Source organism: Calditrichota bacterium, assembly GCA_020637445.1.
Lineage (GTDB): Bacteria > Electryoneota > RPQS01 > RPQS01 > RPQS01 > JABWCQ01.
Map to the genome: position 1 here is coordinate 1155414 of JACJVZ010000001.1, position 24243 is coordinate 1179656.

Below are 24243 nucleotides of genomic sequence, written 5' to 3' on the forward strand. Positions count from 1 at the left end.
CTTGCAGAAATGCAAGGGTTTTTTCGTGAAGCAAATTTTGCTTATGGAACCGCGTTCAACATCGCATTGACCAATTGATCGGGAAACAAGCCGATCACGATAATCAAGATAGATGAAACCGCCAGCGCGAATTTGTAGGGCATCGGTTGCGGCACGGTGACGTCGCCTTCGGGCTTGGTCATATACATCGTCGAAATGACTTTCAAATAGTAGTAGGCCGCGACCGCGCTGTTTAAGAAACCGATCACCGCAAGCAGAATGTGACCTTCTTTTATGGCGGCAGAAAAGACATACAACTTTCCGAAGAAGCCGGCGGTCGGCGGAATGCCGATCAAAGACAACATAAAGACCGTCATCGTCAGCCCCAGCACCGGATGTACCGTGCCCATGCCGCGCAGTGAGTCGAACGAATAGTCACCTTTGCCGCGCTGGTTCAGAAGCATCAGCACACCGAACGCGCCGAGGTTCATCAGCGCGTAGCCGATCAGATAGAAGCCCGAAGCGGCGAACGCTTCGCGCGTTCCGGCTACGATACCGACCAACAGGTAGCCTGCATGCGCAACGGACGAATAGGCCAACATGCGCTTAACGCTCACTTGACGCAAGGCCGTAAAGTTGCCGATAGTCATCGTCAACGCGGCGATAATCGACAGCGCCGTGATCCAATGATGCGACGTCGTAGCGAGTGATTGTCCGAAAACTCGAATCAGTCCAATGAAGGCCGCGGCTTTTGCACCCGTGGACATGAAGGCCGTGATTGAAGTCGGAGCGCCGTCATAAACATCAGGCGACCAGAAATGGAACGGCACGGCGGAAACTTTGAATGCAAAGCCGACCAAGAGAAGCGCGATACCGCTGGCGGTCATGGGGCCGATGCCTTCGCTGTCCAACAATGTCTGTGAGATTGCGGCGTAGTCAAGGGATCCGATGCCGCCGTAGATCAGGGCCATGCCATAGAGCAAAAAGGCCGACGAAAACGCGCCGAGTACGAGGTACTTCATGCCGCCTTCGATGGACGAAGCATCGTTGCGGCGCAGGCCGACCAACACGTAGAGCGCGATCGACATCGTTTCGAGGCCGACGAAGAACAACAGTAGATTCGCGGCGGTGGCCATCACCATCATGCCGAAGACACACATCGACAGCAGGGAATAGTATTCGCCCAAGCGAATGTTGCGGAAACGGAGATAGAGCGGCGAATAAATTGCCGTGACCATTCCGACAAACGCAAACAGCGCACGGAACCATTCGGAAAAACCGTCATTGAAAACCTGACCGGACATCAACATGCCGGGCTCGGAGGGCGAGAAGAGCGCGATGATTCCCGTCACGGCAAGACCGATGATGGTAACCCCCTGCGACGCGGACGCATTCTTCTCTTTGTTGCGAACGTCGACGACAATCGCAACGAGCGCCGTTAGGACGACGATCAGTTCTGGAATGATGCCCAAGAAATCGTTCGAGTTCATTGCGGCAGGACTCCCAGAAGCATCGAGAAATCACCTTGCTGGAAGCGGTCAAGTACCAACTGCAGCGAAGGTTCCATGCGGACAATCAGCGGTTCAGGATAGACGCCGATCCAAATCGCCAGAAGCACAAGCACGACGATGGGCAGAGCCTCGACGAGAGTTATGTCCTTAAGTTTCGAGTTCTCTTCATGTACGACCTGTCCGTAGAACACACGCTGGTACATCCACAAGAGATAAACCGCAGCCAAAATCACACCTGACGTGGCAATGACGCCATAGAGAGTGTTGGAAGAAAACGTGCCGAGCAAGATCAGAAATTCACCGACGAACCCGTTGGTTGTGGGCAAGCCGATCGATGACAGGGCAATAATTAGGAAAAGCGTGGCGTAGACCGGCATGAATTTGGCGATGCCGCCGTAATCCGCAATCAGTCGCGTGTGCCGACGTTCGTAGACCACACCGACCAAAAGGAACAGCGCGCCTGTTGAAATACCGTGGTTGATCTGCTGAAGCAGCGAGCCGGTTAGGCCTTGTTGATTCAGAGCAAACGTGCCGAGCATGACAAAGCCCAAGTGTGCGACGGACGAATAGGCCACGAGTTTCTTCATGTCCTTTTGCACCATTGCCACCAAAGCACCGTAAACGATGCCGATCAAGGCAAGCCAGCTAATCCACGGGACGAACTCAAGTGTAGCCTGAGGGAACATGGGAAGACAGAATCTTAGGAAGCCATAAGTTCCCATCTTGAGCAGAACACCCGCAAGGATTACGGAACCGGCTGTGGGTGCCTCAGTGTGCGCATCGGGCAACCACGTATGCAAGGGGAAGAGCGGGACCTTTATGGCAAAGGCCAATCCAAAGGCCAAGAACAGCCAGCGCTGGACGTTAAGCGCAAAGTCCGATTGCTGGGTGGCCAACAAAAGGTCAAACGTGTGCTTACCGGTTTCAGGATCGAGCGTGTTGAAATAAACATACAGGATTCCGGCCAGCATGAGCACGGACCCCGCCATGGTGAACAGGAAGAACTTGATCGTCGCGTAAAGCCTGCGTTGTCCACCCCAGACGCCGATCAAGAAGAACATCGGGACCAGCATCACTTCCCACATAACATAAAAGACAAACAGATCGAGCGCGACAAACACGCCGATCATTCCCGCTTCAAGCAGCAGAAAGAAGAAATGGTAGTCACGGACCCTGTCGGTGATCGAATGCCAACTGCTGATTATGCAGAGCACCGTCAACAGAGTGGTTAGCACGACCAAGAACAAACTAATGCCGTCGACACCGAGATGCCAGTCAGCTCCGATAGATGGAACCCACGGAACTTTCTCGACCATTTGGAAACCGGCTTCGCCGACTTGGAAATTAATCAGGACGACCAGCGAAACGAAGAACGCGGCCAATGACGCAAGCAACGCCGTCCAACGAATCGTGTTGGGGGAGGTGCGCGGCAAGAACAACACCAGTAAACTGGCGACAGCGGGGATGGCTATGCAGAGACTCAGAATCATCGCTTAGCCCAGCACCGTCCAAATTAAGAAACCCAAGAGGGCAACCGTTCCCGCGCCCATCATCACGGCATAGTTCTGAGTCACGCCGGTCTGGACTTTGCGCAAGATGCCGCCGATTCCCGTGACCGTCGAGCCTACTCCATTGACTGCTCCGTCGACCGTGCCTTGGTCGATGTAGCGAGCCATAAACTCGGACGCTTTGACCAGCGGTTGGGAAATCACAGTGTCGTAAATTTGGTCGACCCAATATTTATTGTAGAGCAGGGTGCGCATACCGGATTTTCCGAGCGACTCGACCAAGGAAGACTTGCCCATGTACCAACTACGGGCGAGCAATAGACCGACAATGGCAATAAATACCGAAACGAACATCAGGACGTACTCGGCGGTGGGAACTCCATAGTGCTCGCCGCCGTGGGAAGGGCCGTGTTCCGAAATCAGCGGCGCAAGCCACTCATTGAAGATGTTGTGCCCACCGAGTGCGTGGGGAACGCCGATGTAGCCGCCGATGGCCGACAGCACCGCCAACACTATCAGCGGAACAGTCATCAGCTTGGGCGACTCATGGAGATGATGTTCTTGGGCTTTTGATCCGCGGAATTTTCCGTAGAAGGTGAGGATCAAAAGACGGAACATATAGAAGGACGTGCAGAATGCCGCGGTGATGCCGATCACCCAAAGGATGGTATGATGGGATTCGTAGGTCTTCCACAGGATTTCATCTTTGGAAAAGAATCCGGCCAGTCCGGGAATACCCGCGATGGCCAGAGTGCCGATCAAGAACGTCAAGTGCGTGACGGGCATTTTGCTCTTAAGACCGCCCATTACGCGGATATCCTGTTCATTGGACATGCCGTGAATAACGGAGCCTGACCCCAAGAACAGCAGGCCTTTGAAGAACGCGTGCGTCATCAAGTGGAAAACGGCCGCCGTGTAGGCGCCAACACCGCAGGCTAAGAACATGTATCCCAATTGGCTGACGGTCGAGTACGCGAGAACCTTTTTGATGTCCGTTTGAACAAGTCCAATCGTCGCGGCAAACAAAGCCGTGATGCCACCGACCCACGCGACAACGAGCATCGCATCGGGGGAAAGCGAGAACAAGAAATTCGAACGGACGATCATATAGACTCCAGCCGTGACCATCGTCGCGGCATGGATCAACGCGGAAACGGGAGTCGGACCGGCCATGGCATCCGGAAGCCACGTATAGAGCGGCAACTGCGCGGACTTGCCGGTCGCGCCCATGAACAACAGCAAGCAGATCGCGGTGATGACGCCGGAACCGATTGGATAGGCCTGGGCCATCGGCTCAATTTCGCTGAAATTGATCGAACCGAACGTGGTCCAGATCAGGAAGATTGCGAGCAGGAAGCCAAAGTCACCGATACGGTTCATGATGAAGGCCTTCTTACCTGCGGAAGCCTTCAGCTCATCAGTATACCAGAAGCCGATCAAGAGATAGGAACAGAGTCCCACACCTTCCCAACCGACAAACATGACGAGGTAGTTGTTCCCCATGACCAAAAGGAGCATGAAGAATACAAACAGATTAAGGTAGATGAAGAATTTGCGGAATCCTTCATCTCCGTGCATGTAGCCAATGGAATAGATGTGGATTAGACCGGAGACTCCGGTGACGATCAACATCATGATCATCGAAAGCGGATCGGCCAAGAACCCGGCCTGGGCCGAGAAATCTCCGACGATGATCCAGCGGAAGAGGTCAAGCTCAAAATGGCGGCTCTCGGCAGGCATTCCCATAAGCTGGAACAGACCGCCCAGCACGACCACGAAGCTGGCCCAGATCATCAGCGACGCAAGTCCGCCGATGAGCTTCTCGGATTGTCCGCGCGTAACAAACGTGTTGAGAAGGACACCCAACAGCGGGAAGAGCGGGATCAAATAGAAGAGGTCCAGCATCAGCCTTTTAGCGCGCTGAGCGCGTCAATGTTCATGGTGCCGCGTTTGCGCCACACGGAAATCAATATTGCGAGACCGACCGCGACTTCGGCGGCGGCCACACATAAGACGAAAAACACAACAACCTGCCCCTCTTGGTCGGCGGCATGGCGAGCCAGCGACACGAAGGTCAGGTTGACAGAGTTGAGCATCAGCTCAACGGACATCAGAATAATGATGAGGTTCTTGCGGGTCAGAACACCCATCGCGCCGATGCCAAAGAGAACCGCGGCCAGAAGCAGGTAATGAGCAAGTTCAACTTGCATTCTTGCCTCCTTCGCCGCCTTCTTTGCGCACGAGAGCCACAGCTCCGATCATTGCGGCCAGCAATAATACGGAAGTGGCTTCAAATGCATAAAGATATTTTGAAAACAGGATTTTGCCGAGTTCTTTGACTTTGCCGAACTGTTCACCGACGGCGGGCATGTCTGGAAGCACCGAACTGCCGCGCACGATGGCAATAAAGAGGGCGAAGAGAGTCAATCCTGCGACCACCAAGCCCGCAAACCTCCAGAATTTGGGGAGCGCCTCGTCGATGCGCCGCAGATTCAGAAGCATAATAACAAAAAGCAGGAGCACAATAATGGCTCCTGCATAGACAATGATCTGGATGGCAGCAAGGAACGGAGCGTTCAGCAGGACATAGAGGCCAGCCAAACAGAACATCGTTCCCACGAGGTACAACGCGGAACCGATGGGCGACGGTGACGTAACGACAAGCAAAGCGGACAGGATTGCTCCGGCCGCTAAGACAAGAAAAAGAATCGTCTCCAGACCCATACCAGTTAGTTACTACGCGGGTACTCTATAACATCCATAGATTGCTGAATATAGCTATATCTCCACAAAGAGTCAATCATTTTGTGAAGGTTTACGCAAGGTCTGTCACTCAGAAGATTAGGCAAATCAGCAAGTTAGTAGAACAAGCATTGTTGCTACGTTCCAAAACACGACTCTTTACAATTTGAGAGGCAATAACAACCGTGTCATAACAACCCCTCCACCCGACTCAGTAATTGATCAGACTCAGCAAGTGAAATTCTGAAGGGAATTTCAAAGAGAGGTAAATTACCATGCCATGAGGGGATACGAATCATGTCTTTAGATGTAGTCAAAATAGCGGATGCGCCTAATTTTCGCGCCGTTTGGTCTGCCGTATCAAGTTCTTTGCCCGAAAAAGCGTGGTGGTCGCGAAAACGAGCATGGCCGACGACATTCAGCTTCATGTCTTCAGCCGTTTGGCGGACGCGCGAAGAACGGGCGATCGCTGTAAGCAAGTAGACTGGTCCCATGCGGGAAGCCAATCCCTCCGGCACAGACGTGTTAGTAGTTGCATGCATAAGCGGCTTACCAATCTTCAGGGCAATCGCTTCCGCCGCTCCCTCCTGCCCCACTGAGACAATCAAGTCTGTCCGATTCAAGGCGGCGGGACGCTCGCGTAACCTACCAGCCGGCAACAGGTGGCCGTTTCCAAGCGGACGCTCAGAATCGAGTAAGACAATATCGAGGTCGCGCGCCAGTGGGCGGTGCTGAAACCCGTCATCCAAGATGATAAGTTTCGCTCCGAAATGTTCCACCGCAAAGCGTGCCGACTCGACTCGGTTGGCATATGCGATCACTAAGGCCGAAGGAGAATTCCGTTTGATTAAGAGCGGCTCATCGCCGCTCTCCTTGAAATCTGCATCTGTTTGTACTACGCACAGATCTTTTGCTCTCCTTCCATACCCCCGGCTCAAGATCGCGATGCCGTTCTCTCCGCGCAAACTCTCAAAACGATCGGACAGCAAGCGCACAAGCTCGATTGTGAACGGAGTCTTGCCGTTACCCCCAACAGTAATGTTGCCTACAGATATGACAGGAACAGGCGCTTTCCATCCACCCCGTTTGTCCCACTTGCGATGATAGGAGCCCGACAGCGAGCCGTAGATCTTCTCGGCAAGTGTCAGCATCACGCGTGCGTGCTCCGAATTCCTTTGAGTTCATCAAGGAATTCATCAACGGACGCATACCGTTTGTAGACCGATGCGAAGCGAACGTAAGCAACTTCATCGGCCTTGGAGAGTTCTTCCAGAATCCACTGGCCGATCTGCGCCGCTGTAACTTCACGTTCGGCAAGTGCGAAGACGTGAGCCTCGATAGAATCCGTCATATTCTCAATCATTTCGGCGGTAACGGGCCGTTTGATACATGCAATCGAAAGCCCGCGATACACCTTTTCGCGGTCGAAAGGCTCGCGGGCTCCGTCGGATTTGATAACTTGTATCGTCCGTACTTCAATTGACTCATAAGTCGTGAAGCGGTGACCGCATTTCAGACATTCACGGCGACGGCGAATCGCACGGCCTTCCTTCGCCGGACGAGAGTCAATGACGCGGTCATCATCGGTGCTGCAAAATGGGCAGCGCAAAGTTGCTCCTAAAGTGTGTAACGGAACGCGTGCTGATAGAGCGGGAATCCGCGCGTCAGCTCGTGGACTTGCGACTTGACATTCGCAATAACTTCGTCGCTGTCGAGATTTTGGATGACCTGATCGATCAAAGATACGATCTTTTTCATCTCAACGATACCCATTCCCCGCGACGTGACGGCGGGCGACCCGATGCGCACGCCAGAGGTGATGAGCGGCTTTTGCGGATCATAAGGAACCATATTCTTGTTGACCGTAATGTCAGCGCGTTCGAGTGCTTTCTCAGCGGCCTTGCCGGTCTTGCCCATGGGCGACAAGTCGATCAGCACGAGATGCGTGTCCGTGCCGCCGGAAACGACTTTGTAGCCGAGCGACATAAACTCTCCTGCGAGAGTTTTCGCATTCTCGACGACTTTCTTTGCATAGTCGCGGAACTCGGGTTTCAGAGCTTCGCCGAACGCGACGGCTTTGGCTGCAATGACGTGCTCCAACGGTCCGCCCTGCACACCGGGGAACACCCACGAATCGAAGGCTTCCCAATAGGTTTTGGGTTTGGGCATGCCGGAGAGCAGCAACTCACCGCCTTCTTCACAAGACAAAATGATTCCGCCGCGAGGTCCGCGGAGAGTTTTGTGCGTGGTTGAGGTGACTGCATGAGCATAGGGTAAAACATCCGGGTGGACTTTTCCGGCGACGAGTCCAGAGAAGTGCGACATATCACAAATCAGATACGCGCCGATTTCGTCAGCGATTTCGCGGAACTTGGCAAGCTCCCATTTGCGCGGATAGGCCGACGAACCGGTCATGATCAACTTGGGTTTGTGCTCGCGCGCCTTGGCGGCAACGTCATCCATATCGATGAAGTTCGTGTCGCGGGTGACGCCGTAGCTGACGACTTCAAACATGCGGCCCGAGAAATTCACGGGTGAACCGTGTGTCAGATGGCCGCCATGGGCGAGGTCCATTCCAAGAATCTTGTCGCCGGGTTTCAGCAGTGTGAAGTAAACTGCCATGTTGGCTTGCGCACCGGAGTGCGGCTGCACGTTGGCCCACTTTGCGCCAAAAAGTTCTTTCGCGCGCTCGATGGCAAGAGTTTCGACTTCGTCGACGACTTTGCAGCCACCGTAGTAACGTTTTCCGGGAAGTCCTTCAGCATATTTGTTTGTCATCACGTTGCCCATCGCTTCGAGGACAGCGGGCGAGACAAAGTTTTCGGATGCGATCAGTTCCAGACCTTCGTTCTGCCGCAGACGTTCACGCTCGATGATCGCGGAAACGTCTGGATCGGAAGCGGCTAAGAGATTCTTAAGATGTGCGCTCATGTGAATTAATCCCGCAGCTTACGTTGTTCGCGCTTGAACCATTGTTCGTGCATGTCAAGCTGCAAATAGAATCTTGCAAAAGTTTCTGTTATGTCAGCGTCCGAAGCGGATCGCTGACCAAATTCGAATGCTGTATGTACTTTTCCGACTTGCTGTGCAAGCGGAATGGAAACTCCAAGCGAGAGAGCCGTTTCGGTAACGTCTCCCGTGCCGGAAGGAGTTATGACTTGCCAAGGTTGTTTTCTAAAGGCGACGCCAGCGCGGTAGTCCCAGCGGTCAAACCCTTCATCGGTGATACGCGTGCCGCCGAGTTTTTCGGCGCCTAACATAACCGCAAAGGCATCGGTTTTGTCAAGACCTTTGTCTTCGTAGAGTGGACCAAATTGTTTGACTTTCCAGCTCTGTTGTTTGACATCGACGTAGGAAGCCCACTGGCGAGTCCAACGATAACCAACTCCGACGCCGAACTCACCGGGACGGCTTCCGCTCGTGTTGTCGGTCGAAAACTCCCTACCGTTGTTGATCGTCTGTTCGGTTTGCCAGTTTCCTCCGGCTTGCGAGTTCCAATAGGCTCCGATTGACAATTTCTCGGTCGGCGCGGCAAGCAGCGACAGACCGCCCCAGAATCCTTTGAAGCGCTGTACATCGTGGTAATAGACGTCACGGCCGCGTTGAACGCTGTCTGCTTTTGCTTCGTCGGGATCAAGCGGATAGAAATCCAGCGTGTTGTTGATTTCCCGGTAGTTGGTCAGGAACGCTGCGGTTGCGCCGATGGCGAGTTTGTTGGAAATCTTCAGCGCATGATCCCAGCGGATGTTTACGCTGCTGCCTTTCCAAAAAGCGCGATCTTCGTAGATTTCATATTCCGTGCCCGAATCACCCAGATAAGACAACGTGTCGCGCCGGTAGGTTCTGAAGTCGGTCGTCGAAACAGGATCAATACCGAATCCCATTTTGTAACGCGAATGAATATTCAAATACAAACGAAAGGCCTGCCAACCGAATTCAGTGTCGCTGTCTGACTTATCTTTGTCGGATACCGTGTAAAGACCGGACTGCACACCGGCACGCAGCACCGTTCCGGTCAAATTGACCGCTGCGGCGGCATTGTCAGAGTGAATTCCAAGGCTGTCTTGAATAGCAAGACCCGCCCCCCCCAGACCGACAACGCGGACGCCGCCGGTTACCGCAGGCACACCGGTAGGTTGCGGCCCAAATACCGATCCCCCCGCAATCACTGCTTGAAAAGAGAGCAGCAGAATGGCTATAATTCTCATTGTTCCACCCACCAAATCTCCAAGCGCGGGCGCAAGGAATCTACTTCGCCGTCGTGACCGTAGAAATACTGTCTGGACAGAACGTCATTCTCGAGAGTCGCTTGAATGGAAAACCCTCCATTGGTCTCCGGTTGCCCGACCATGCCGACCAGACTGTTCGTCACTTCGAATCTGATCTCTCGGTTGTCCGTTTCGAATTCGGATGAAGAGAGCGCGATGAAATTCTGCAATACGCTGTCAGGCGACGCAAACCACGTGGTATCCACAAGCGACGCGTCTTTATACAGGAAGTTTTGTCCGGTATAGGTCAACGTGTTGGGCGCATCAACGTCGGCATACAAGTGAATCCATGCGCGGACGACCGAACGGAAAGGATGTGCGGTGACTTCATCGAGCGGGAAATAGAGCAGTGCGCGGCGATGAACGCCTTGGCTGATACGCAGCCTTCCCGCCAGCGAATCGCTTTGATCGACGGCCAAGTAACCGTCGTCAACGGCATACAGTGCTTCACTCCAGTCGTAGGCCGCGAAGCCCGAGTCTTCGGGAAACTCCTGGCCAATCAGTTCCAACTGAGTGACGTAGTCCGTGGCGCCCTCTGCCGATTGCAAACTTACGATGACATTCGGATTGTCCGCCTCGAGCAAGATTCCGAAATTAGCGGAATCCGGTCCGCGCCAAATTTCGAAAATCGAATCCGGAACATACCAGTAGACCGCCGGAGGTACCGACGTTGCCGTATCCAGCACGGACGTCGGCAGAAGGAGCGTGTCGATAACGGGATAGGAGTCCCGGTTGGGAAGTGACTCACTAAAGAGTGAATCTTCACTCCAGTATTCGGTAATCCGTTTGATCAACATACGCAAATCGGGAGCTTCACCGCGACCGGGATAGACTTGGTCGACGCGAAAACGAATGCGCACGGTGTCGAGGTGAAAGCTGTCAGGCAAAATTTCGTTGGGGAGGTAGCGCAGAGCTGTGACTGCCTTGAACGCGGCATCTTCACCGACTTGCATCGTTGCACTCGAACCGTTGGAGAGGTTTCTTGTCCATTCGGCGGAACGAGTGGCTGCGATCAACGTTTGGCCTTCGTAGTCCACAGGTTTGACGGGAATCGCATCGGAACCGGCGTCAGTGTCCCGCTGCGCACAGCCGAGCGCCAGCAACAACAGAGCCGGAACAAGCAGACGGACGTAACTTGTCAAAGTCAATAGAGTTTTGGTTGGTAGGAATGAAAGAGATTAGTCCGGCAAGTTCACAGATTCCGGACGAAGCGCGAAACGGAGGTTTCGAAAGTAGATGACCATCGCGAGCAAATAGCCGGCGATGAAAACGGGGTCTTTTCGGATAAAGGAGTAAAACAGCAATACCATCGCTCCGGCAATAGAGAAAAACCAGAACGATTTTGGGATCACTGTGCGGCGCGCCTTTTCAGTGGCAATCCACTGAATGATAAAACGCATGAAGAACAAGACCTGTCCGATCAGGCCGAGAGCCGTCCAGCCGTCGACGTTGACCTGTCCGACTATCGGAAGCGTCATCGATTAGGACTTGGTCATGAGTTCGAAGAACTCAGCATTTGAACGCGTGTCACGCATCTTGTCGAGAATGAACTTCATCGACTCGACCGAATTGTTGTGGTCCAGCACGCTTCGCAAGGCATACATTTTTTGCAGGACCATGGGCGAAAGCAGTTGTTCCTCGCGGCGCGTTCCCGAGCGCAAAACGTCGATCGCCGGGAAAATACGGAATTCAGCCAAACGGCGGTCAAGTACAAGTTCGAGGTTTCCCGTACCCTTGAATTCTTCGAAGATGACTTCGTCGGCACGAGATCCAGTCTCGATCAGGGCCGTGGCCAAAATCGTGAGACTTCCCCCCTCTTCGATATTACGCGCGGCACCGAAAAATCGTTTCGGCTCGTAGAGCGCACTCGCATCGATACCTCCGGACAGTACTCGGCCGGAGTGCGGCATGACGGCGTTGTGCGCGCGTGCCAGACGCGTAATCGAATCGAGCAGAATCACCACGTTTTTACCCATTTCGACCATTCGCTTGGCACGTTCGAGAACCATATTGGCCACTTGAACATGCCGTTCCGCCTTTTCATCAAAGGTCGATGAGACGACTTCTCCTCTCACAGATCTTTCCATGTCAGTGACTTCTTCCGGACGCTCGTCAATCAAAAGCACGAGCAGCTCGATGTCAGGATGGTTAGTCGTAATGGCATTTGCGATCTTTTGGAGTATGATCGTTTTGCCTGTGCGCGGCGGCGCGACAACGAGGCCGCGCTGCCCCATTCCCACGGGCGAAAAGATGTCAATGACACGCAAAGTGAGATCTTTGGAATCCATCTCCATCCGGAATTTTGAATTCGGATAGATCGGAGTCAAGTCATCAAAATGGACAATTTCTTTGGCAACGTCTGGATTTGCACCGTTGACGTTGTGGACTTTCAAGAGCGCGAAGAAGCGCTCCCCTTCTTTGGGTGGGCGAACTTGGCCGGAGATCAGGTGTCCGGTTCTTAGACCGAACCGTTTGATTTGCGACGGTGAGACATAGACGTCGTCGGGGCTGGGTAAGTACGACGCGTGCGCACTGCGCAGAAAACCGTAGCCGTCGGGCAAAATTTCAAGAACGCCACTGGCGGTCAAGACTTCATCACGAGAAGATTGCCGCGCAAGTATCTTGAAGATCAGTTCGTGCTTGGGCAATCCGGACGTTTCTTGCACCTCGAGCTGTTTGCCCAAGGAAATCAAGTCCGGTACCGTCATGGCTTGAAGTGTTGAAATATCCATAATTTGAAGGGAAAGAAAGAGGTTAGAGATCAGGTGGGACGTGTTCGGGAGAATGATACAGCAAACACTGTGTCAAACTCCAGAAGCGGGATTAGGTCGGAAGGAAAACGGTTTTGCTCAAGTGTTCCAAAGAAACCGAGTCTATGCTGATTTTTGCATTGCTGGGGAAGAGCGACTCAACGACCCGATAAAGCGCGTCGGTGACGTCGCTGCTGAAAACTCTGACGCTGCCTTCACCGCTGGTCTTCAGTTCATGGTTTGCGGAAAGCCAATGGTCAAGCGCCGCCGCAGTCGCTGCGGGTGTATCGATCAAAGTGACGTCCGGCCCCATAGCTTGCTGGATATGTTCGCGAAAGTACTCGTAGTGCGTACATCCGAGCACGACCGTATCGACGTTGGCTTCGATCAGCTTGTCCAAATAGTGTTCGACGATGGAACGTGGGATATCGCCTTCGCGCCAGCCTTCTTCAACCAAAGGTACCAACAAAGGGCAGCCTTGAGACGTTACTTCGACTCCCGGGAGCAACTCGTTCAGGACGAGCGAATACGTATTCCGCTTAACGGTTGCCGAAGTTGCCAGAACTCCAACTTTGCGGCTTTTTGTGACCCGCGCGGCGACGCCCGCCGTCGGATGCAGGACATTTATGACCGGTACAGCGAAGATTTTTTCGACTTCACTCAGAGCAACAGACGAGACCGTGTTGCATGCGATAACGGCGGCCTTGGGATCGTGTTCCTTAAGAAAAGCGGCGGACTCGCAAGCGTAGCGGGTAATCAACGCGGGGCTAAGCGAGGCATACGGCACGCGCGCGCGATCGGCAAAGAACACGAAATGCTCGTGCGGCATCAGCTTGTAAAGCGCTGAGACTACGGTTAGTCCGCCAAGTCCCGAATCAAAAACGGCAATGGGACGGTCGCTCATCTGGCGGCCGATTCCATTTCCGTTTTCATCTGCGTAATCGACATGGCCACGGCATCGGCAACTCTTTGGCGCCCGCGTTCGGAGCCCAAGATTCGAACATCGTCAGGATTGGTGACATAGCCGCACTCTAAGAGAATCGCCGGCATGGACGCACCCATCAGCACATAAAAGCCTGCTTGATCAATTCCGCGAGTGTTCATTTGAGCGGAGTTCTTGAGTTCGTTCAACACAATCTCCGCCCATTGCTCGCTGTCATGCAAGTATTGACTCGTGGCCATGGACAACAGAATGTAGTTTTCTTCTGTCAGGGCTTCGTATTGCTCGGAGTCTCGTTCAAGATCAACAACGCGGTTTTCCGCCGCGGCGACGCCAATGGCGCGCTCGGAACGCGCGGGTTTCAAGATATAGCACTCTGCACCGCCGATAGTCGGGTCTTCGTAGCTGTTGCAATGCAAAGAAATGAAGAGATCACCGGCTTCGGCATTGGCCATTCTCGTGCGGCCGGACAAGGTCAAGAACTTGTCGTCTCTGCGAGTCATCACGGACGGGATGCCATTGGCGGTCAAGGCCGACTCAAGCCGGCGGGCGATGTCCAGAGCGATGTCTTTCTCGTCCATGTCAATCAATCCGCGGCAACCGGGGTCCTTACCTCCGTGACCGGGATCGATAATTACTTTGCCGAGTTTCCATCCGGTGGTATCAGGTTTGGGTTGCTCGAGCGGTTTGACAACTCCGTCCGTAGAGTCCGCAATTCCCAAGAGACGAATCACGTCGCCCGTTTCGCTCAGTTCAACCGTCGTGGGAAAAAGATCATCGAGGTGGTCATAGGGCAACCAAAGTGAACCATCCCATGTTTCGACAGGAACAGGAAGCTGGACAAAAGATCCGTTGACCTCGCCGAAACTATTCTTTGGTTCGAGATATGTAATGCAACCCGGTGAAACGACTTTTTGACGCTGTTTTTCGTTTGTGAATTCGAACCCAGCATACTTGCCAAGCATTGAGAGCGGAATTATGCGAATTTCGCCTCTGTTCATAAACGGCAAACGCGCGACGGGAGTTCCGGCTAAATCAGTCAGGAGAATAGTCTGCGCGGCGAATCCTTGTGTCGCCAAAAGGAAACACAACGCGACGAGAGCCGCTGCTCTCGCGCATGATTTGCCGGATTTGCGTGTTGAAGTCATCGGGAAATGAGACTAAACAGTTTTGCGAAGAGTGCGCGCAGCGGGTCGAGAAAAAGCATATTCAAATACGCACCGAAGATGACGACGGGAGACGCCTCGATTTTTTCAAGCATTAAGCCGAGACTGTTCAGTTTGCGGCGTTGTTTCTTGAATGTACCGTGCCCGCCGAGAGAAGAAGAAACTTTGTGCCAGACTCTTGAAGACGGAACGTACGTGGTTTCGATACCGTTAGCCTTGCAGCGAATGCAAAATTCAACGTCTTCGTAGTAGAGCTTGAATTCGTCATCCAGCATTCCGACTTGGTCGATTGCGCCTCGGGGAATCCACAACGCGCAGCCGGTTCCCCATGCCGTTTGTTCTTCGCGGTTGTATTGGCCGTAATCGAGTTCGCGGATACCGCGATGGGCGATGCGGCCGCCCTTCCAGAGTCCTCCGGCATACCAGAGCCGCTTGGCGTCGGACGCGTAAAGAATCTTCGGGCACAGCAACGACTCGGGATGCCGGTTCGCTGCTTCATAGAGCATTTGCAGTGTCGACACTTCGACGAACGTGTCATTGTTCAGAAGCAGCACGGCATCGCATCCGGAATCCAACGCCGCTTGCACGCCTACGTTGTTTCCTCCGGCAAAAAGCAGATTGGCGCCGGTTTCGATCAGCGTGATTTGCGATCCGAATTCGGCCCGGAGTTGTGCGACGCTGTCGTCCGACGATCCGTTGTCGACGACCATGACTTGCGCCCACGACGGCGCAGGAAGAAGCGACTGCAAGCACTCGCGCGTATCGGCCAAACCGTTCCAGTTGAGAATGATGACGCCGACTTTCACACGCGGACTACTGATGATATCCAATTCCTATGGCAAACTCGAGTAAACTTTGTTCTGACGCGCGTCTGAGTTGAGCAATCTTGGCGACGGCCCGCCACTTTCCGAACTGGGCGCGGCACCATCCGGCGATTCGGGAACCACTCCCGGACAATGTTTCAAGCGGATACGCGCCGTCCACCGTTGGCTCGTAGACGAGCATGGGAAGATCAAGTTCATCGAGACTAAAGAATGCGACTCTGGCACCCGGCCTCACCTTTCCCGAACGTTTCACGACCTGCAAATGCAGATACTGACCGTCGCCTGAAGGTTCACGGAGATAGTCCGTGTTGCGCAGTTCGGCACGCATTGACCATGTCGCTGATTGATACCAGACCGGTTCAAAGCGGAAACTGCGGCTGAAGCGTTCTTGACCACTTCCTAAGTCGCGGACCGAAAAAGAAGCCCGGTTGTTCAAATCTACTGTGGCAGACGCCTTGAAGAGCCAGTTGACCAACAGGTCTTCACTTTTTCGATACGGCGCCGCCGTCGAAGTAGAGCCCGGCGTTCGATTGACGCGCGTGTCCAAAGAAATGCCGTGTCGGCCTTGGTTGACTGCGAGCCGGAGCCCGAAGATTCTCGAGTTTTGGAATTCTTCTCCAAAGCTAAAGGGGCTTTGGCTGCGCGGAGCAAAGTACTCGGGCGAGGCATACATGGCATAGAACGCACTGCGCAGGCGTCCCGTTCCATGCGACAAGATTGCGGACCACGCGGATTCCGCTCCCGACCGGGCCAATTCAGCAACGGCGCTGACGGGACCTGTGGCTGTGGAACCGGTGAGCGAAGCAGACCAAAGCCTGCGGCCAGTGTCCCCAACTTCCGGCTCGAATTCGTTGGCCTGTGTCAAGAGTCCAATCGTAGATTTGCTGCGCGACCACTTTAGTGCGCCGCCGACGGACTGCTCTTCGATTTTGTCCCGCCGCTCCAGTGCCGTCGCTGATGAAGTCGAGAGAACTCCGGTCAGACGGGCCGGTTCTGACGAGACATCACCATTCCAGTCACGTCTGTTTCCCCACAGCGCGACGAAAAAACCGTGCGAGGTTTTAGACACGGCTGCACCACGCAACCAACTTTCTTCGCGGGACGTTGTGCGCGAGATAATGCCTGATCCCGGCGATGCAACCGTGTTTGCAATGTATGCAAACTTGCGCGCCGCACCGAAAGACGAGCTGTTTAGAACTCCAAGCCCCCAATCGAGCTGAAAACTTCCGACAGCGAATTGAACATCAGCCGGTTGGTATGTTCCGGAAACCAAGATGTGAACTTCATCGACTGTACGAGGGTCATCAATCCGTCGAACGAGCAGACTTTCCGAACGAGTTCGGGAACCGAGCCCCGTAGCGAGTTTCGTTCGAGCCCACGTGCCGGGCCATCCAAGGGGCAAATCACGCCGTTCATTCCAAGCAAATGACGAAACGAAGCGCACGCGTTGCCGGGAACCGGAAACAGCTCTTGCCTGTTCAAAAAGCGAGTCGGCTGTCCATTCGGCGGGCAAAGGAGATTCTTGATCGGACGAAGCAGCAACGTCTTCAATCAAATCGTCGTACTCTTGTGCAAAGAGCGTCGACGCGCAGACCAACAAGATAAGCGTTGCGGCACGCATGATCAGGGAATCAAAACGCCAAGCCCCGCCGTGTGAGTCGCACCGAGATCTCTGTGCCAGAGCAGCGCGTAGTGAATTTGCACGGCCTGGTACTTCAAAGTAAAACCTGCCGAATACTCGGAAGGATTGAATCTCGATCCGGCGCGAATCGTAAGCGGCTTCAGGATTTGAGTCGCGACACCGATACGCACTTCAGTGGGCCAGCCGGACTGCTGCTCCAGATCAAGCGTTGCCAATGTTCGTTCGTCGGCTTGAAAGAGAATGGCTGCGGCCAGCGACTGCGGCAGGTCATCTTCGTAGTTGCTCAGGCCCGCTCCCAGGATATTATTCCAGACGGCGCCGACGCGGACATCCGGGCTGACCTGACCGATGACGCCGAGGTTGGCGACACCTGAGCTTCCGTTTGGAAATTCGTTGATCGCTAAACGGTACCACGCGAGCGACAGGCCAGCGCGAATGTTCGGCGATACCGTGTAGCCGGCGGAAACCGTGGAACGGGACTCGGAGTATGCTTCGTCTCCGCTCTGTGCGTAGCCCGCACCAAATGAGAAATCGTTGTAGGGCAGACTGACCACGGCTTGTTTGTTTGTCAACTCCGCTAAGCCATATGGACGGTCCCACCAAAGTCCAAAAGAACGACTGACAGGGAGAGCCGGATTTGCCAAGAAACCACCTGATCGTGCAACCAGCAAACCGGCGCGACCCATTCCCGCAGAAACGGGATCAGGTGCAAGCGCTTCAAAGGCGGCAAATCCGTCCGAAAACACGTAAAGCAGCATAAGGAGCGCAATGGACGCCTCAGCCTTGACAATCCGCCTGCCAATCCGTATACTCTTCGGCATGAAGCACACTTTTTTCATATGGACCGCCGCATTGTTGCTGCTTGGCGCGACGATTCGTCCGGTGCACGGGCAATTGCTGTATCCCGAAGTTACCGTGGACCTGCAGCGGCTTCCGGAAGAAGCACAGGCAAAACTTCAGGGTTTGGACTCGATCTTAACAAGGTATATCGAGGAAGCGCGGCAACCTTGGAATCGTGACGCCGGCCAGTACGACCTGCCGGTTCAGATCAGCATCTATTTTACGGAATATACTCCAAATCCGCAGGAAGACAAATTCAAGGCGAACTTGATTGTCACAAACAAGCGGGACGCTCGCTACGACGACAAGCGGCTTGAGTTTGGTATGCGCACGCCGTATCAACCCGGACAACAGAACTACGATCCCTTTTTCAGTATCATCGAGTTCTATTTGTGGATAGTGATTGCGAACGAAGAGGATAAGTATGAGAAGTTTGGCGGGAATCCTTACTTCGACAGAGCGAAGCAAGTGCAATTGTCGAGCACGTCGTCGATCTACTTTTATGGCTGGGACAAGCGCAAGGACTTACTTAACGAACTAACCAGCGACAACAACAAGTTGTACCGGGAATTTGAGTTCTTCTATCACACGGGGATCTACTTTGACGAAGAACGTCAGTATGAGGATTCGAAGGCCTATCTGCACTATGCGCTGCTGAAGCTGGAATTGCTGCCAATCGACAAACGCAACGAACTTTTGGACACGGAACACCAGACGCTGGCGATGGCCTTGAAGAACTGCGGCTATGACCGCGGCATCGAAGCCCTGCGGCGGATGGACCCGTCTCACAAGGCTGACTACGACGAGATATTCAACGAACAGAAAACGCCTTAGGGAATATAGAGAAACCGCTTCGGTTTGTCAAGCCAAACCGACCCTATCTTAAACAGAATCCGGCTCTTCGAGCCGGATTCTGCATTTTGGGGAGGTTCGGAACTGGTCAGAATTTCCTCATAAGGCCGACCACTTTCCCAAGTATTTGGAAGCCGGGAGTCCCGGTCTCAACGATAATTGGTTTGAAGCGGCTATTGGCAGGTTCGAGCAGAATTCGGCTTCCGACCGGTTTGTAGTACTTCACGGTGGCTTCTTCGCCGATCATGGCCACGACAATATCGCCGGAATCAGCAGTACGCTGCGGACGGGCGAAGATAACGTCACCTTCGTGAATACCCGCTTCAATCATGGATTCACCACGAACTCGGAGGGCAAACGTGTCATCTGTAGGGGCAATGGAACGGTCGACCGTAACCCGGCCTTCGTGGTTTTCCGTTGCCGTGATGGGAATACCAGCAGCAATTCGGCCTAAGATCGGGACATCTCGGACCCCTGACTTAAGGCTGGGCTTAATGGAGCGGTCCGTCAGCTCGATTCCGCGGGAGAGCATTGGACTACGTTCGAGGTAGCCCTTGCGAACCAGTGCATCCAGCACATAGCGGACTCCGTTTGTGGACGAGACTCCGATTTCGCCGCCGATTTCTCTGAGCGTGGGCGGGCGTCCACGGTCGACAATTTCCGACTGGATAAACTCCAGTGCGCGCTGCTGTTTTTCTGTAAGTTGCATTCCCATTATAATACCCTTGACTTGGAATTGAACAAATATACAAAACATTTGTTCATGAGTCAAGTGCTATAGGGCAATCAGGGAATTAATCACTTTGCGGACTTTTCGAGAATGATCGTTACCGGCCCGTCATTGACCAAGTGGACAGCCATTTTGGCTCCGAACAGGCCAGTTTGGACTTCAGTTCCTTTTTCCCTTAGCTTTCTCACAAACAACTCGTAAAGCGGGATGGCAACTTCCGGGGGAGCGGCTGAAACGAAACTCGGTCTCCTCCCCTTTTGGGCATCACCTAGAAGAGTAAACTGACTGACGACCAAAGCGTCGCCGCTAACCTCATCGAGACTTAAATTGAATTTGCCCTCGCTGTCCGAGAAGATGCGCAGATCGCGCACTTTGGCCACTCCCCATTCAATCTCGGACGGAGTGTCGTTTTGAGCGATACCCAAAAGGATCAGCAGGCCATGATTAATCCTGCCTACGACCTCACCATCGATTTCGACTCTTGCTTCGGTAACGCGCTGCAAAACGATCTTCACAGACTACTCCAAGAACGACAGGCATTGAGGAATCGGATCGACATCAAGCGTATCCGTAACACGCGGAGGCGAGACGAACGGATCGAGTCTCAAAACGCGGCTTTCCGCCGGACAAATGACAAAGAACGCATGTGATGAAACTGAGAAACCGGGTCGGATTGCGCTGTCGCCGAAATTCATAGATTCGTCGATACCATGCTCCAAGTCGAACAGCTTAGCATCTCCATCCGCCGAATCGACCGCGAGCAGGTAATGTCCTTGCTGAGACATACACAAGTCAACAATTGTGCTGTTGAAATTCAAAGAGTCAACAAAGATACCTGTGCCCGCATCGAGGACATAAATCGCGTCATTGCCGGGAACGGCACAATATGCAAGGAGACCGTCAGGTGAGAAAGCGACGTCCGTGCAGGGTGACGGAAACGAGATGCTCATTTCTTCAAAGAAGCCCTGTTCTTTGATTGCGCGAACCGTACTGTCTCCGCGGCAGGCAATCCACGCGGACTGGTCACCAATCGGCCGCATACGAATCCTGCGCGGATTTTCTCCCGTGAACATCGTATCGGGATCGAAAGTTGAGAGCGGAAAACGGTAGTACCGAGAGTTGTTGGTAATGAGATGACCTGTCGCGGACGAACGCGCGACGCGCAAGTCGGTGGGAGTGCCCGCAATCGAGACGTGCGTCAGCAGCCCGAACTCGCTCAGGCCGTAGAGCAGGAGTGCTCCCGATTCATTGTCGGCAACCAGCAGTCCGTTCCCGGAGGGTACAAGTTCACACGCGGTCGCCCAACCGAGCAAAGATTCTTTTTGAATGAGGTGGAGGTCCCGCAGATCAAAAAAAGCCAACTCACCGTGCACCGCACTTCCCACGACGAGAAACGGTGGCGTAAGTTGGCCACAACTGTTACAGCCATCTCCTTTTTCGCGGCATGCGACGAACAAAAGTCCGACCAGCAGCCAGCACAATTTCCAGTGATTTCTCAGCAGGAACCCCTCCCTACTTCAATTCGATCAGATGGCCAAGTTTGTCGCGCTTGGCCGCAAGATATTTTCGATTCGCATTAGTTGGTTCACTGAGCGCGGGAACACGCTCGACAATCTCCATGCCGTACTTTCTCAAATCATCCAGTTTCGCCGGATTGTTGGTAATCAAGCGAACCTGTTTTACACCGAGCAGTTTGAGGATTTGCGCGCAAGCCGCGTAGCCTCTCAAGTCAGCCTTAAACCCGAGCTTCAAATTCGCTTCGACGGTGTCCAAGCCGTTGTCTTGCAATTTATATGCTTGCAGTTTTGCGGCTAATCCGATACCACGGCCTTCTTGCCGCAGATAGACCAGAACACCCGATCCTTCATCCTCCATTCGGCGCAATGCGGCTTCAAGTTGGGCACCGCAGTCACATCTCCCACTGCCAAATACATCTCCTGTTAAGCACTCGGAATGGGCCCGAACCAAGACGGGTTTGGTGAGATCGAGCGGTTCCTTGATGATCGCCAAATGATCGTCGCCTTTGATTGAATCCACAAAATGCGCAAGGGTGAAACGGCCGAACTTGTTCGGAAACGGCACACGCACGCGCTCTTCCATAAATATCTCATTTTGGGCACGATGTATGGCGATTTGCTCGACCGAAATAATCTTCAGTCCGTGTTTATCGGCATAGGCTCGCAACTCATTGCCGCGCAGCATTTTGCCGTCGTCGCCCATCACTTCACAGAGCACGCCGGACGGAATAAGTCCGGCCAAGCGCGCCAAATCCACGGTTGCTTCAGTTTGGCCGGGACGTGCAAGCACGCCGCCGGGATGCGCACGAAGAGGATGAATGTGTCCGGGACGGCCCAGATCGGAAGGTTTGGTCGACGGATCGATCAAAGCGTGGATGGTTTTGGCCCGGTCAAAAGCGGAAATCCCCGTCGTCGTACCATACAAATAATCGACCGATTCGGTGAAAGCCGTACCGAGCTTCGCCGTGTTTTCGGCAACCTGCTGTCGCAGATTCAACGCGCGACACCGTTCATCGGTCAAGCACGCGCAGATCATTCCGCGGCCGTGCGCGGCCATGAAATTCACGGATTCCGGAGTGATGAAGACGCTGGCTTGAACCAGATCGCCTTCATTTTCACGGTCTTCATCGTCGACGACGATGACCATTTTTCCATTTGCTATGTCGCGCAGTCCATCTTCGAACGAATCGAGAAAGGCGCGGTTGCCGTTCAAATTATTTTCGCTCATACTATGCCTCGTGCTTCCGCGACTCGCAGTTTATCGGGCAACAACTTCTCAATGTACTTCCCCACCATATCGACCTCAATATTGACGAGATCGCCGACTTGATAGTTGTGGAACACGGTATTTTGATACGTGTGCGGAATGATTCCGATGACAACACTTGTTGTGCGCACTTCGGCAGCCGTGAGCGAAACTCCGTCCACGGAAATCGAGCCGGTGTGCACGACATATTTCATTAGTTCAGGCGGCAATTCGAATTCATAGACTCGATTGTCGCCGTCTTGACGAATCGACTTGACCTTGCCTTGGCCGTCTACATGCCCTTGCACGAGGTGTCCGCCAAGTTCAGCGCCAAATTTCAGCGGTCGTTCGAGATTTACCTCGCTGTCGATTTCAAGTTTTCCGAGCGAGGTCTTTTCCAACGTAATCCGCATCAGTTCGCAGGTGAATCCCTGTTTGTCCGATGCAATCGACGTGGTGCAGCAGCCGTTCAAGGCCAGACTTGCACCCAGCGGCAACTCGTCGATCCATTTAGGACCAACGATGCGAATTTTGCGAAACATATCGCCGTCGGAGAACTCAGCAACTTTGCCGACGGCTTCAACAATGCCCGTGAACATCTCTCTCCAAATAGTACCAATGATCTTCGTCAAACATCTCTTGACGATGAGTAGTCAGACGCGGAGCTTTTTGCAGCGTCTCCAATCCAAGCTCTCCCACGCTGGGACGACCGTCGGCTCCGATAAGCATTGGGGCGACGGCGACAATCAGTTCATCCCAAAGTCCGTCAGTCAACAGCGAAGCATGGACGGTGCCGCCACCTTCCACCAGAACAGACGTTACATCCCGGCGGGCGATTTCGCGCATAGCATGCTTCATATCGACGCGGCCATCGGGAGCCTGCCTGCAGAAAATCACGACCACTCCAAGCTGTTTGAGTCTCGCGACCTTTTGTTCGTCCACGCCGTCCGTGGTGAGAATCCAGGTCTTCGATTGATCCTTGTGCGACAAGATGTGCGAACTTTCCGGAATTCGCAGCCTCGAGTCGGCGATAACTCGAACCGGATCCCGCCCTTTTACGTGCCGCACGTTCAAGAGCGGATCATCGTCCAAAACAGTTTGGACACCAACCAAGAGTGCGTCAAGTTTCGTGCGCAGTCTGTGTACTTCGGTGCGCGACGCCTGGCCGGTAATCCATCGTGATTCCCCGTTTGCAAGTGCAATCCTGCCGTCAAGACTCTGCGCGATCTTCAAGAGTATCCACGGTCTCCCCTTCGTCATAAATGTCAGAAACGGTGCATTGAGCCGCCTTGCTTCGGCTTCGCAAACTCCAACCCGCACTTCGATACCTGAATCGGAAAGGATCGTCATGCCATTGCCGTTAACCAGTGGATTGGGATCTTGATGAGCAATGACGACTTTCTTGACGCCCGCATTCATCAATGCTGTCGTGCAGGGAGCCGTTTTGCCGACATGGCAGCACGGTTCGAGATTGACGTATACGGTAGCACCCCGGGCTTCGTCTTCGGTGAGTTTTTTCAGGAGTGCGGTTTCCGCATGCAAGTCGCCGAATTTGCGGTGATAGGCTTTGGCAAGTACTTTGCCGTTTTTGACCGCAATCGCACCAACGAGCGGATTCGGACTGACAAATCCCGCGCCCTTTTCCGCTTCCCTCAGAGCCATGCGCATGAAGCGCTCGTCTTCAGAAAGTTTCACACGCTTTTCAGACACCGGTCTATCGCTCACCAC

The 24243-nt window shown here is 53.7% G+C and carries 24 protein-coding genes; 1 reads left to right on the forward strand and 23 read right to left on the reverse strand.

All coding sequences use genetic code 11. The features are described from left to right. Nucleotides 1–41: 41 nt before the first annotated feature. The 17 genes from H6507_04875 to H6507_04955 all read right to left on the reverse strand — a co-directional run bounded on the left by H6507_04875 (nucleotide 42) and on the right by H6507_04955 (nucleotide 18169). Nucleotides 42–1469, reverse strand: a complete 1428-nt coding sequence (locus H6507_04875) for an NADH-quinone oxidoreductase subunit N (GenBank protein MCB9368422.1) — start codon at nucleotides 1467–1469, stop codon at nucleotides 42–44. Then, nucleotides 1466–2980, reverse strand: coding sequence for an NADH-quinone oxidoreductase subunit M (locus H6507_04880; GenBank protein ID MCB9368423.1), 1515 nt, complete (start codon nucleotides 2978–2980; stop codon nucleotides 1466–1468). The genes H6507_04875 and H6507_04880 overlap by 4 nt, the downstream gene beginning before the upstream one ends. A gap of 3 nt (nucleotides 2981–2983) precedes the next feature. Further along, nucleotides 2984–4903: an NADH-quinone oxidoreductase subunit L gene (gene nuoL, locus H6507_04885; protein ID MCB9368424.1), complete on the reverse strand. Its 1920-nt coding sequence runs from the start codon at nucleotides 4901–4903 to the stop codon at nucleotides 2984–2986. After that, nucleotides 4903–5208 (reverse strand): NADH-quinone oxidoreductase subunit NuoK, encoded by a 306-nt coding sequence (gene nuoK, locus H6507_04890; GenBank protein ID MCB9368425.1) that lies wholly within the window; start codon nucleotides 5206–5208, stop codon nucleotides 4903–4905. The genes nuoL and nuoK overlap by 1 nt, the downstream gene beginning before the upstream one ends. Then, entirely contained in the window at nucleotides 5198–5716 is a 519-nt protein-coding gene (locus H6507_04895; GenBank protein ID MCB9368426.1) for an NADH-quinone oxidoreductase subunit J, read from the reverse strand. Before H6507_04895 ends, nuoK begins: the two co-directional genes overlap by 11 nt. A gap of 212 nt (nucleotides 5717–5928) precedes the next feature. Then, nucleotides 5929–6891: a tetraacyldisaccharide 4'-kinase gene (gene lpxK, locus H6507_04900; protein MCB9368427.1), complete on the reverse strand. Its 963-nt coding sequence runs from the start codon at nucleotides 6889–6891 to the stop codon at nucleotides 5929–5931. After that, nucleotides 6891–7349, reverse strand: coding sequence for a transcriptional repressor NrdR (gene nrdR, locus H6507_04905; GenBank protein MCB9368428.1), 459 nt, complete (start codon nucleotides 7347–7349; stop codon nucleotides 6891–6893). Before nrdR ends, lpxK begins: the two co-directional genes overlap by 1 nt. 8 nt (nucleotides 7350–7357) lie before the next feature. Further along, entirely contained in the window at nucleotides 7358–8671 is a 1314-nt protein-coding gene (locus tag H6507_04910; protein ID MCB9368429.1) for a serine hydroxymethyltransferase, read from the reverse strand. Between the two features lie 5 nt (nucleotides 8672–8676). Next, on the reverse strand, nucleotides 8677–9948 hold the full coding sequence (locus tag H6507_04915) for a hypothetical protein (protein ID MCB9368430.1): 1272 nt from the start codon (nucleotides 9946–9948) through the stop codon (nucleotides 8677–8679). Continuing rightward, entirely contained in the window at nucleotides 9945–11150 is a 1206-nt protein-coding gene (locus H6507_04920; protein ID MCB9368431.1) for a hypothetical protein, read from the reverse strand. The genes H6507_04915 and H6507_04920 overlap by 4 nt, the downstream gene beginning before the upstream one ends. A gap of 36 nt (nucleotides 11151–11186) precedes the next feature. Next, a complete protein-coding gene (locus H6507_04925; GenBank protein MCB9368432.1) occupies nucleotides 11187–11486 on the reverse strand; it encodes a lipid-A-disaccharide synthase N-terminal domain-containing protein in 300 nt (99 codons plus the stop codon). 3 nt (nucleotides 11487–11489) lie between these two features. Beyond that, entirely contained in the window at nucleotides 11490–12740 is a 1251-nt protein-coding gene (gene rho / locus H6507_04930) for a transcription termination factor Rho (GenBank protein ID MCB9368433.1), read from the reverse strand. 91 nt (nucleotides 12741–12831) lie between these two features. Then, complete coding sequence (murI, locus tag H6507_04935; protein MCB9368434.1) at nucleotides 12832–13662, reverse strand: glutamate racemase; 831 nt, start codon at nucleotides 13660–13662, stop codon at nucleotides 12832–12834. Further along, nucleotides 13659–14846 (reverse strand): N-acetylmuramoyl-L-alanine amidase, encoded by a 1188-nt coding sequence (locus H6507_04940; GenBank protein MCB9368435.1) that lies wholly within the window; start codon nucleotides 14844–14846, stop codon nucleotides 13659–13661. The genes murI and H6507_04940 overlap by 4 nt, the downstream gene beginning before the upstream one ends. After that, on the reverse strand, nucleotides 14843–15670 hold the full coding sequence (locus tag H6507_04945) for a glycosyltransferase family 2 protein (GenBank protein MCB9368436.1): 828 nt from the start codon (nucleotides 15668–15670) through the stop codon (nucleotides 14843–14845). Before H6507_04945 ends, H6507_04940 begins: the two co-directional genes overlap by 4 nt. 7 nt (nucleotides 15671–15677) lie before the next feature. Next, nucleotides 15678–17309 (reverse strand): hypothetical protein, encoded by a 1632-nt coding sequence (locus H6507_04950; GenBank protein MCB9368437.1) that lies wholly within the window; start codon nucleotides 17307–17309, stop codon nucleotides 15678–15680. Nucleotides 17310–17311: 2 nt separating this feature from the next. Next, on the reverse strand, nucleotides 17312–18169 hold the full coding sequence (locus H6507_04955; protein MCB9368438.1) for a hypothetical protein: 858 nt from the start codon (nucleotides 18167–18169) through the stop codon (nucleotides 17312–17314). On the opposite strand from H6507_04955, the gene H6507_04960 reads away from it, so the two are divergent. Next, nucleotides 18150–19004, forward strand: a complete 855-nt coding sequence (locus H6507_04960; GenBank protein ID MCB9368439.1) for a DUF4835 family protein — start codon at nucleotides 18150–18152, stop codon at nucleotides 19002–19004. The two genes, H6507_04955 and H6507_04960, sit on opposite strands and share 20 nt — an antisense overlap. A 106-nt stretch (nucleotides 19005–19110) precedes the next feature. Here H6507_04960 and lexA read toward each other — a convergent pair whose 3' ends face one another. The 6 genes from lexA to ribD form a co-directional block, all read right to left on the reverse strand. Beyond that, nucleotides 19111–19737 (reverse strand): transcriptional repressor LexA, encoded by a 627-nt coding sequence (lexA, locus tag H6507_04965; protein ID MCB9368440.1) that lies wholly within the window; start codon nucleotides 19735–19737, stop codon nucleotides 19111–19113. A gap of 83 nt (nucleotides 19738–19820) precedes the next feature. Continuing rightward, the gene (locus H6507_04970) at nucleotides 19821–20267 is read right to left on the reverse strand and encodes a D-tyrosyl-tRNA(Tyr) deacylase (protein MCB9368441.1); all 447 of its coding nucleotides are present in this window, start codon (nucleotides 20265–20267) and stop codon (nucleotides 19821–19823) included. 3 nt (nucleotides 20268–20270) lie between these two features. Then, nucleotides 20271–21233: a WD40 repeat domain-containing protein gene (locus H6507_04975; protein ID MCB9368442.1), complete on the reverse strand. Its 963-nt coding sequence runs from the start codon at nucleotides 21231–21233 to the stop codon at nucleotides 20271–20273. 31 nt (nucleotides 21234–21264) lie between these two features. Continuing rightward, nucleotides 21265–22497 carry a GTP cyclohydrolase II gene (ribA, locus tag H6507_04980; GenBank protein ID MCB9368443.1) on the reverse strand — a complete coding sequence of 411 codons (1233 nt, stop codon included), beginning with the start codon at nucleotides 22495–22497 and terminating at the stop codon, nucleotides 21265–21267. Beyond that, on the reverse strand, nucleotides 22494–23114 hold the full coding sequence (locus H6507_04985) for a riboflavin synthase (protein MCB9368444.1): 621 nt from the start codon (nucleotides 23112–23114) through the stop codon (nucleotides 22494–22496). The genes ribA and H6507_04985 overlap by 4 nt, the downstream gene beginning before the upstream one ends. After that, entirely contained in the window at nucleotides 23095–24240 is a 1146-nt protein-coding gene (gene ribD, locus H6507_04990; GenBank protein ID MCB9368445.1) for a bifunctional diaminohydroxyphosphoribosylaminopyrimidine deaminase/5-amino-6-(5-phosphoribosylamino)uracil reductase RibD, read from the reverse strand. Before ribD ends, H6507_04985 begins: the two co-directional genes overlap by 20 nt. Nucleotides 24241–24243: the final 3 nt, after the last annotated feature.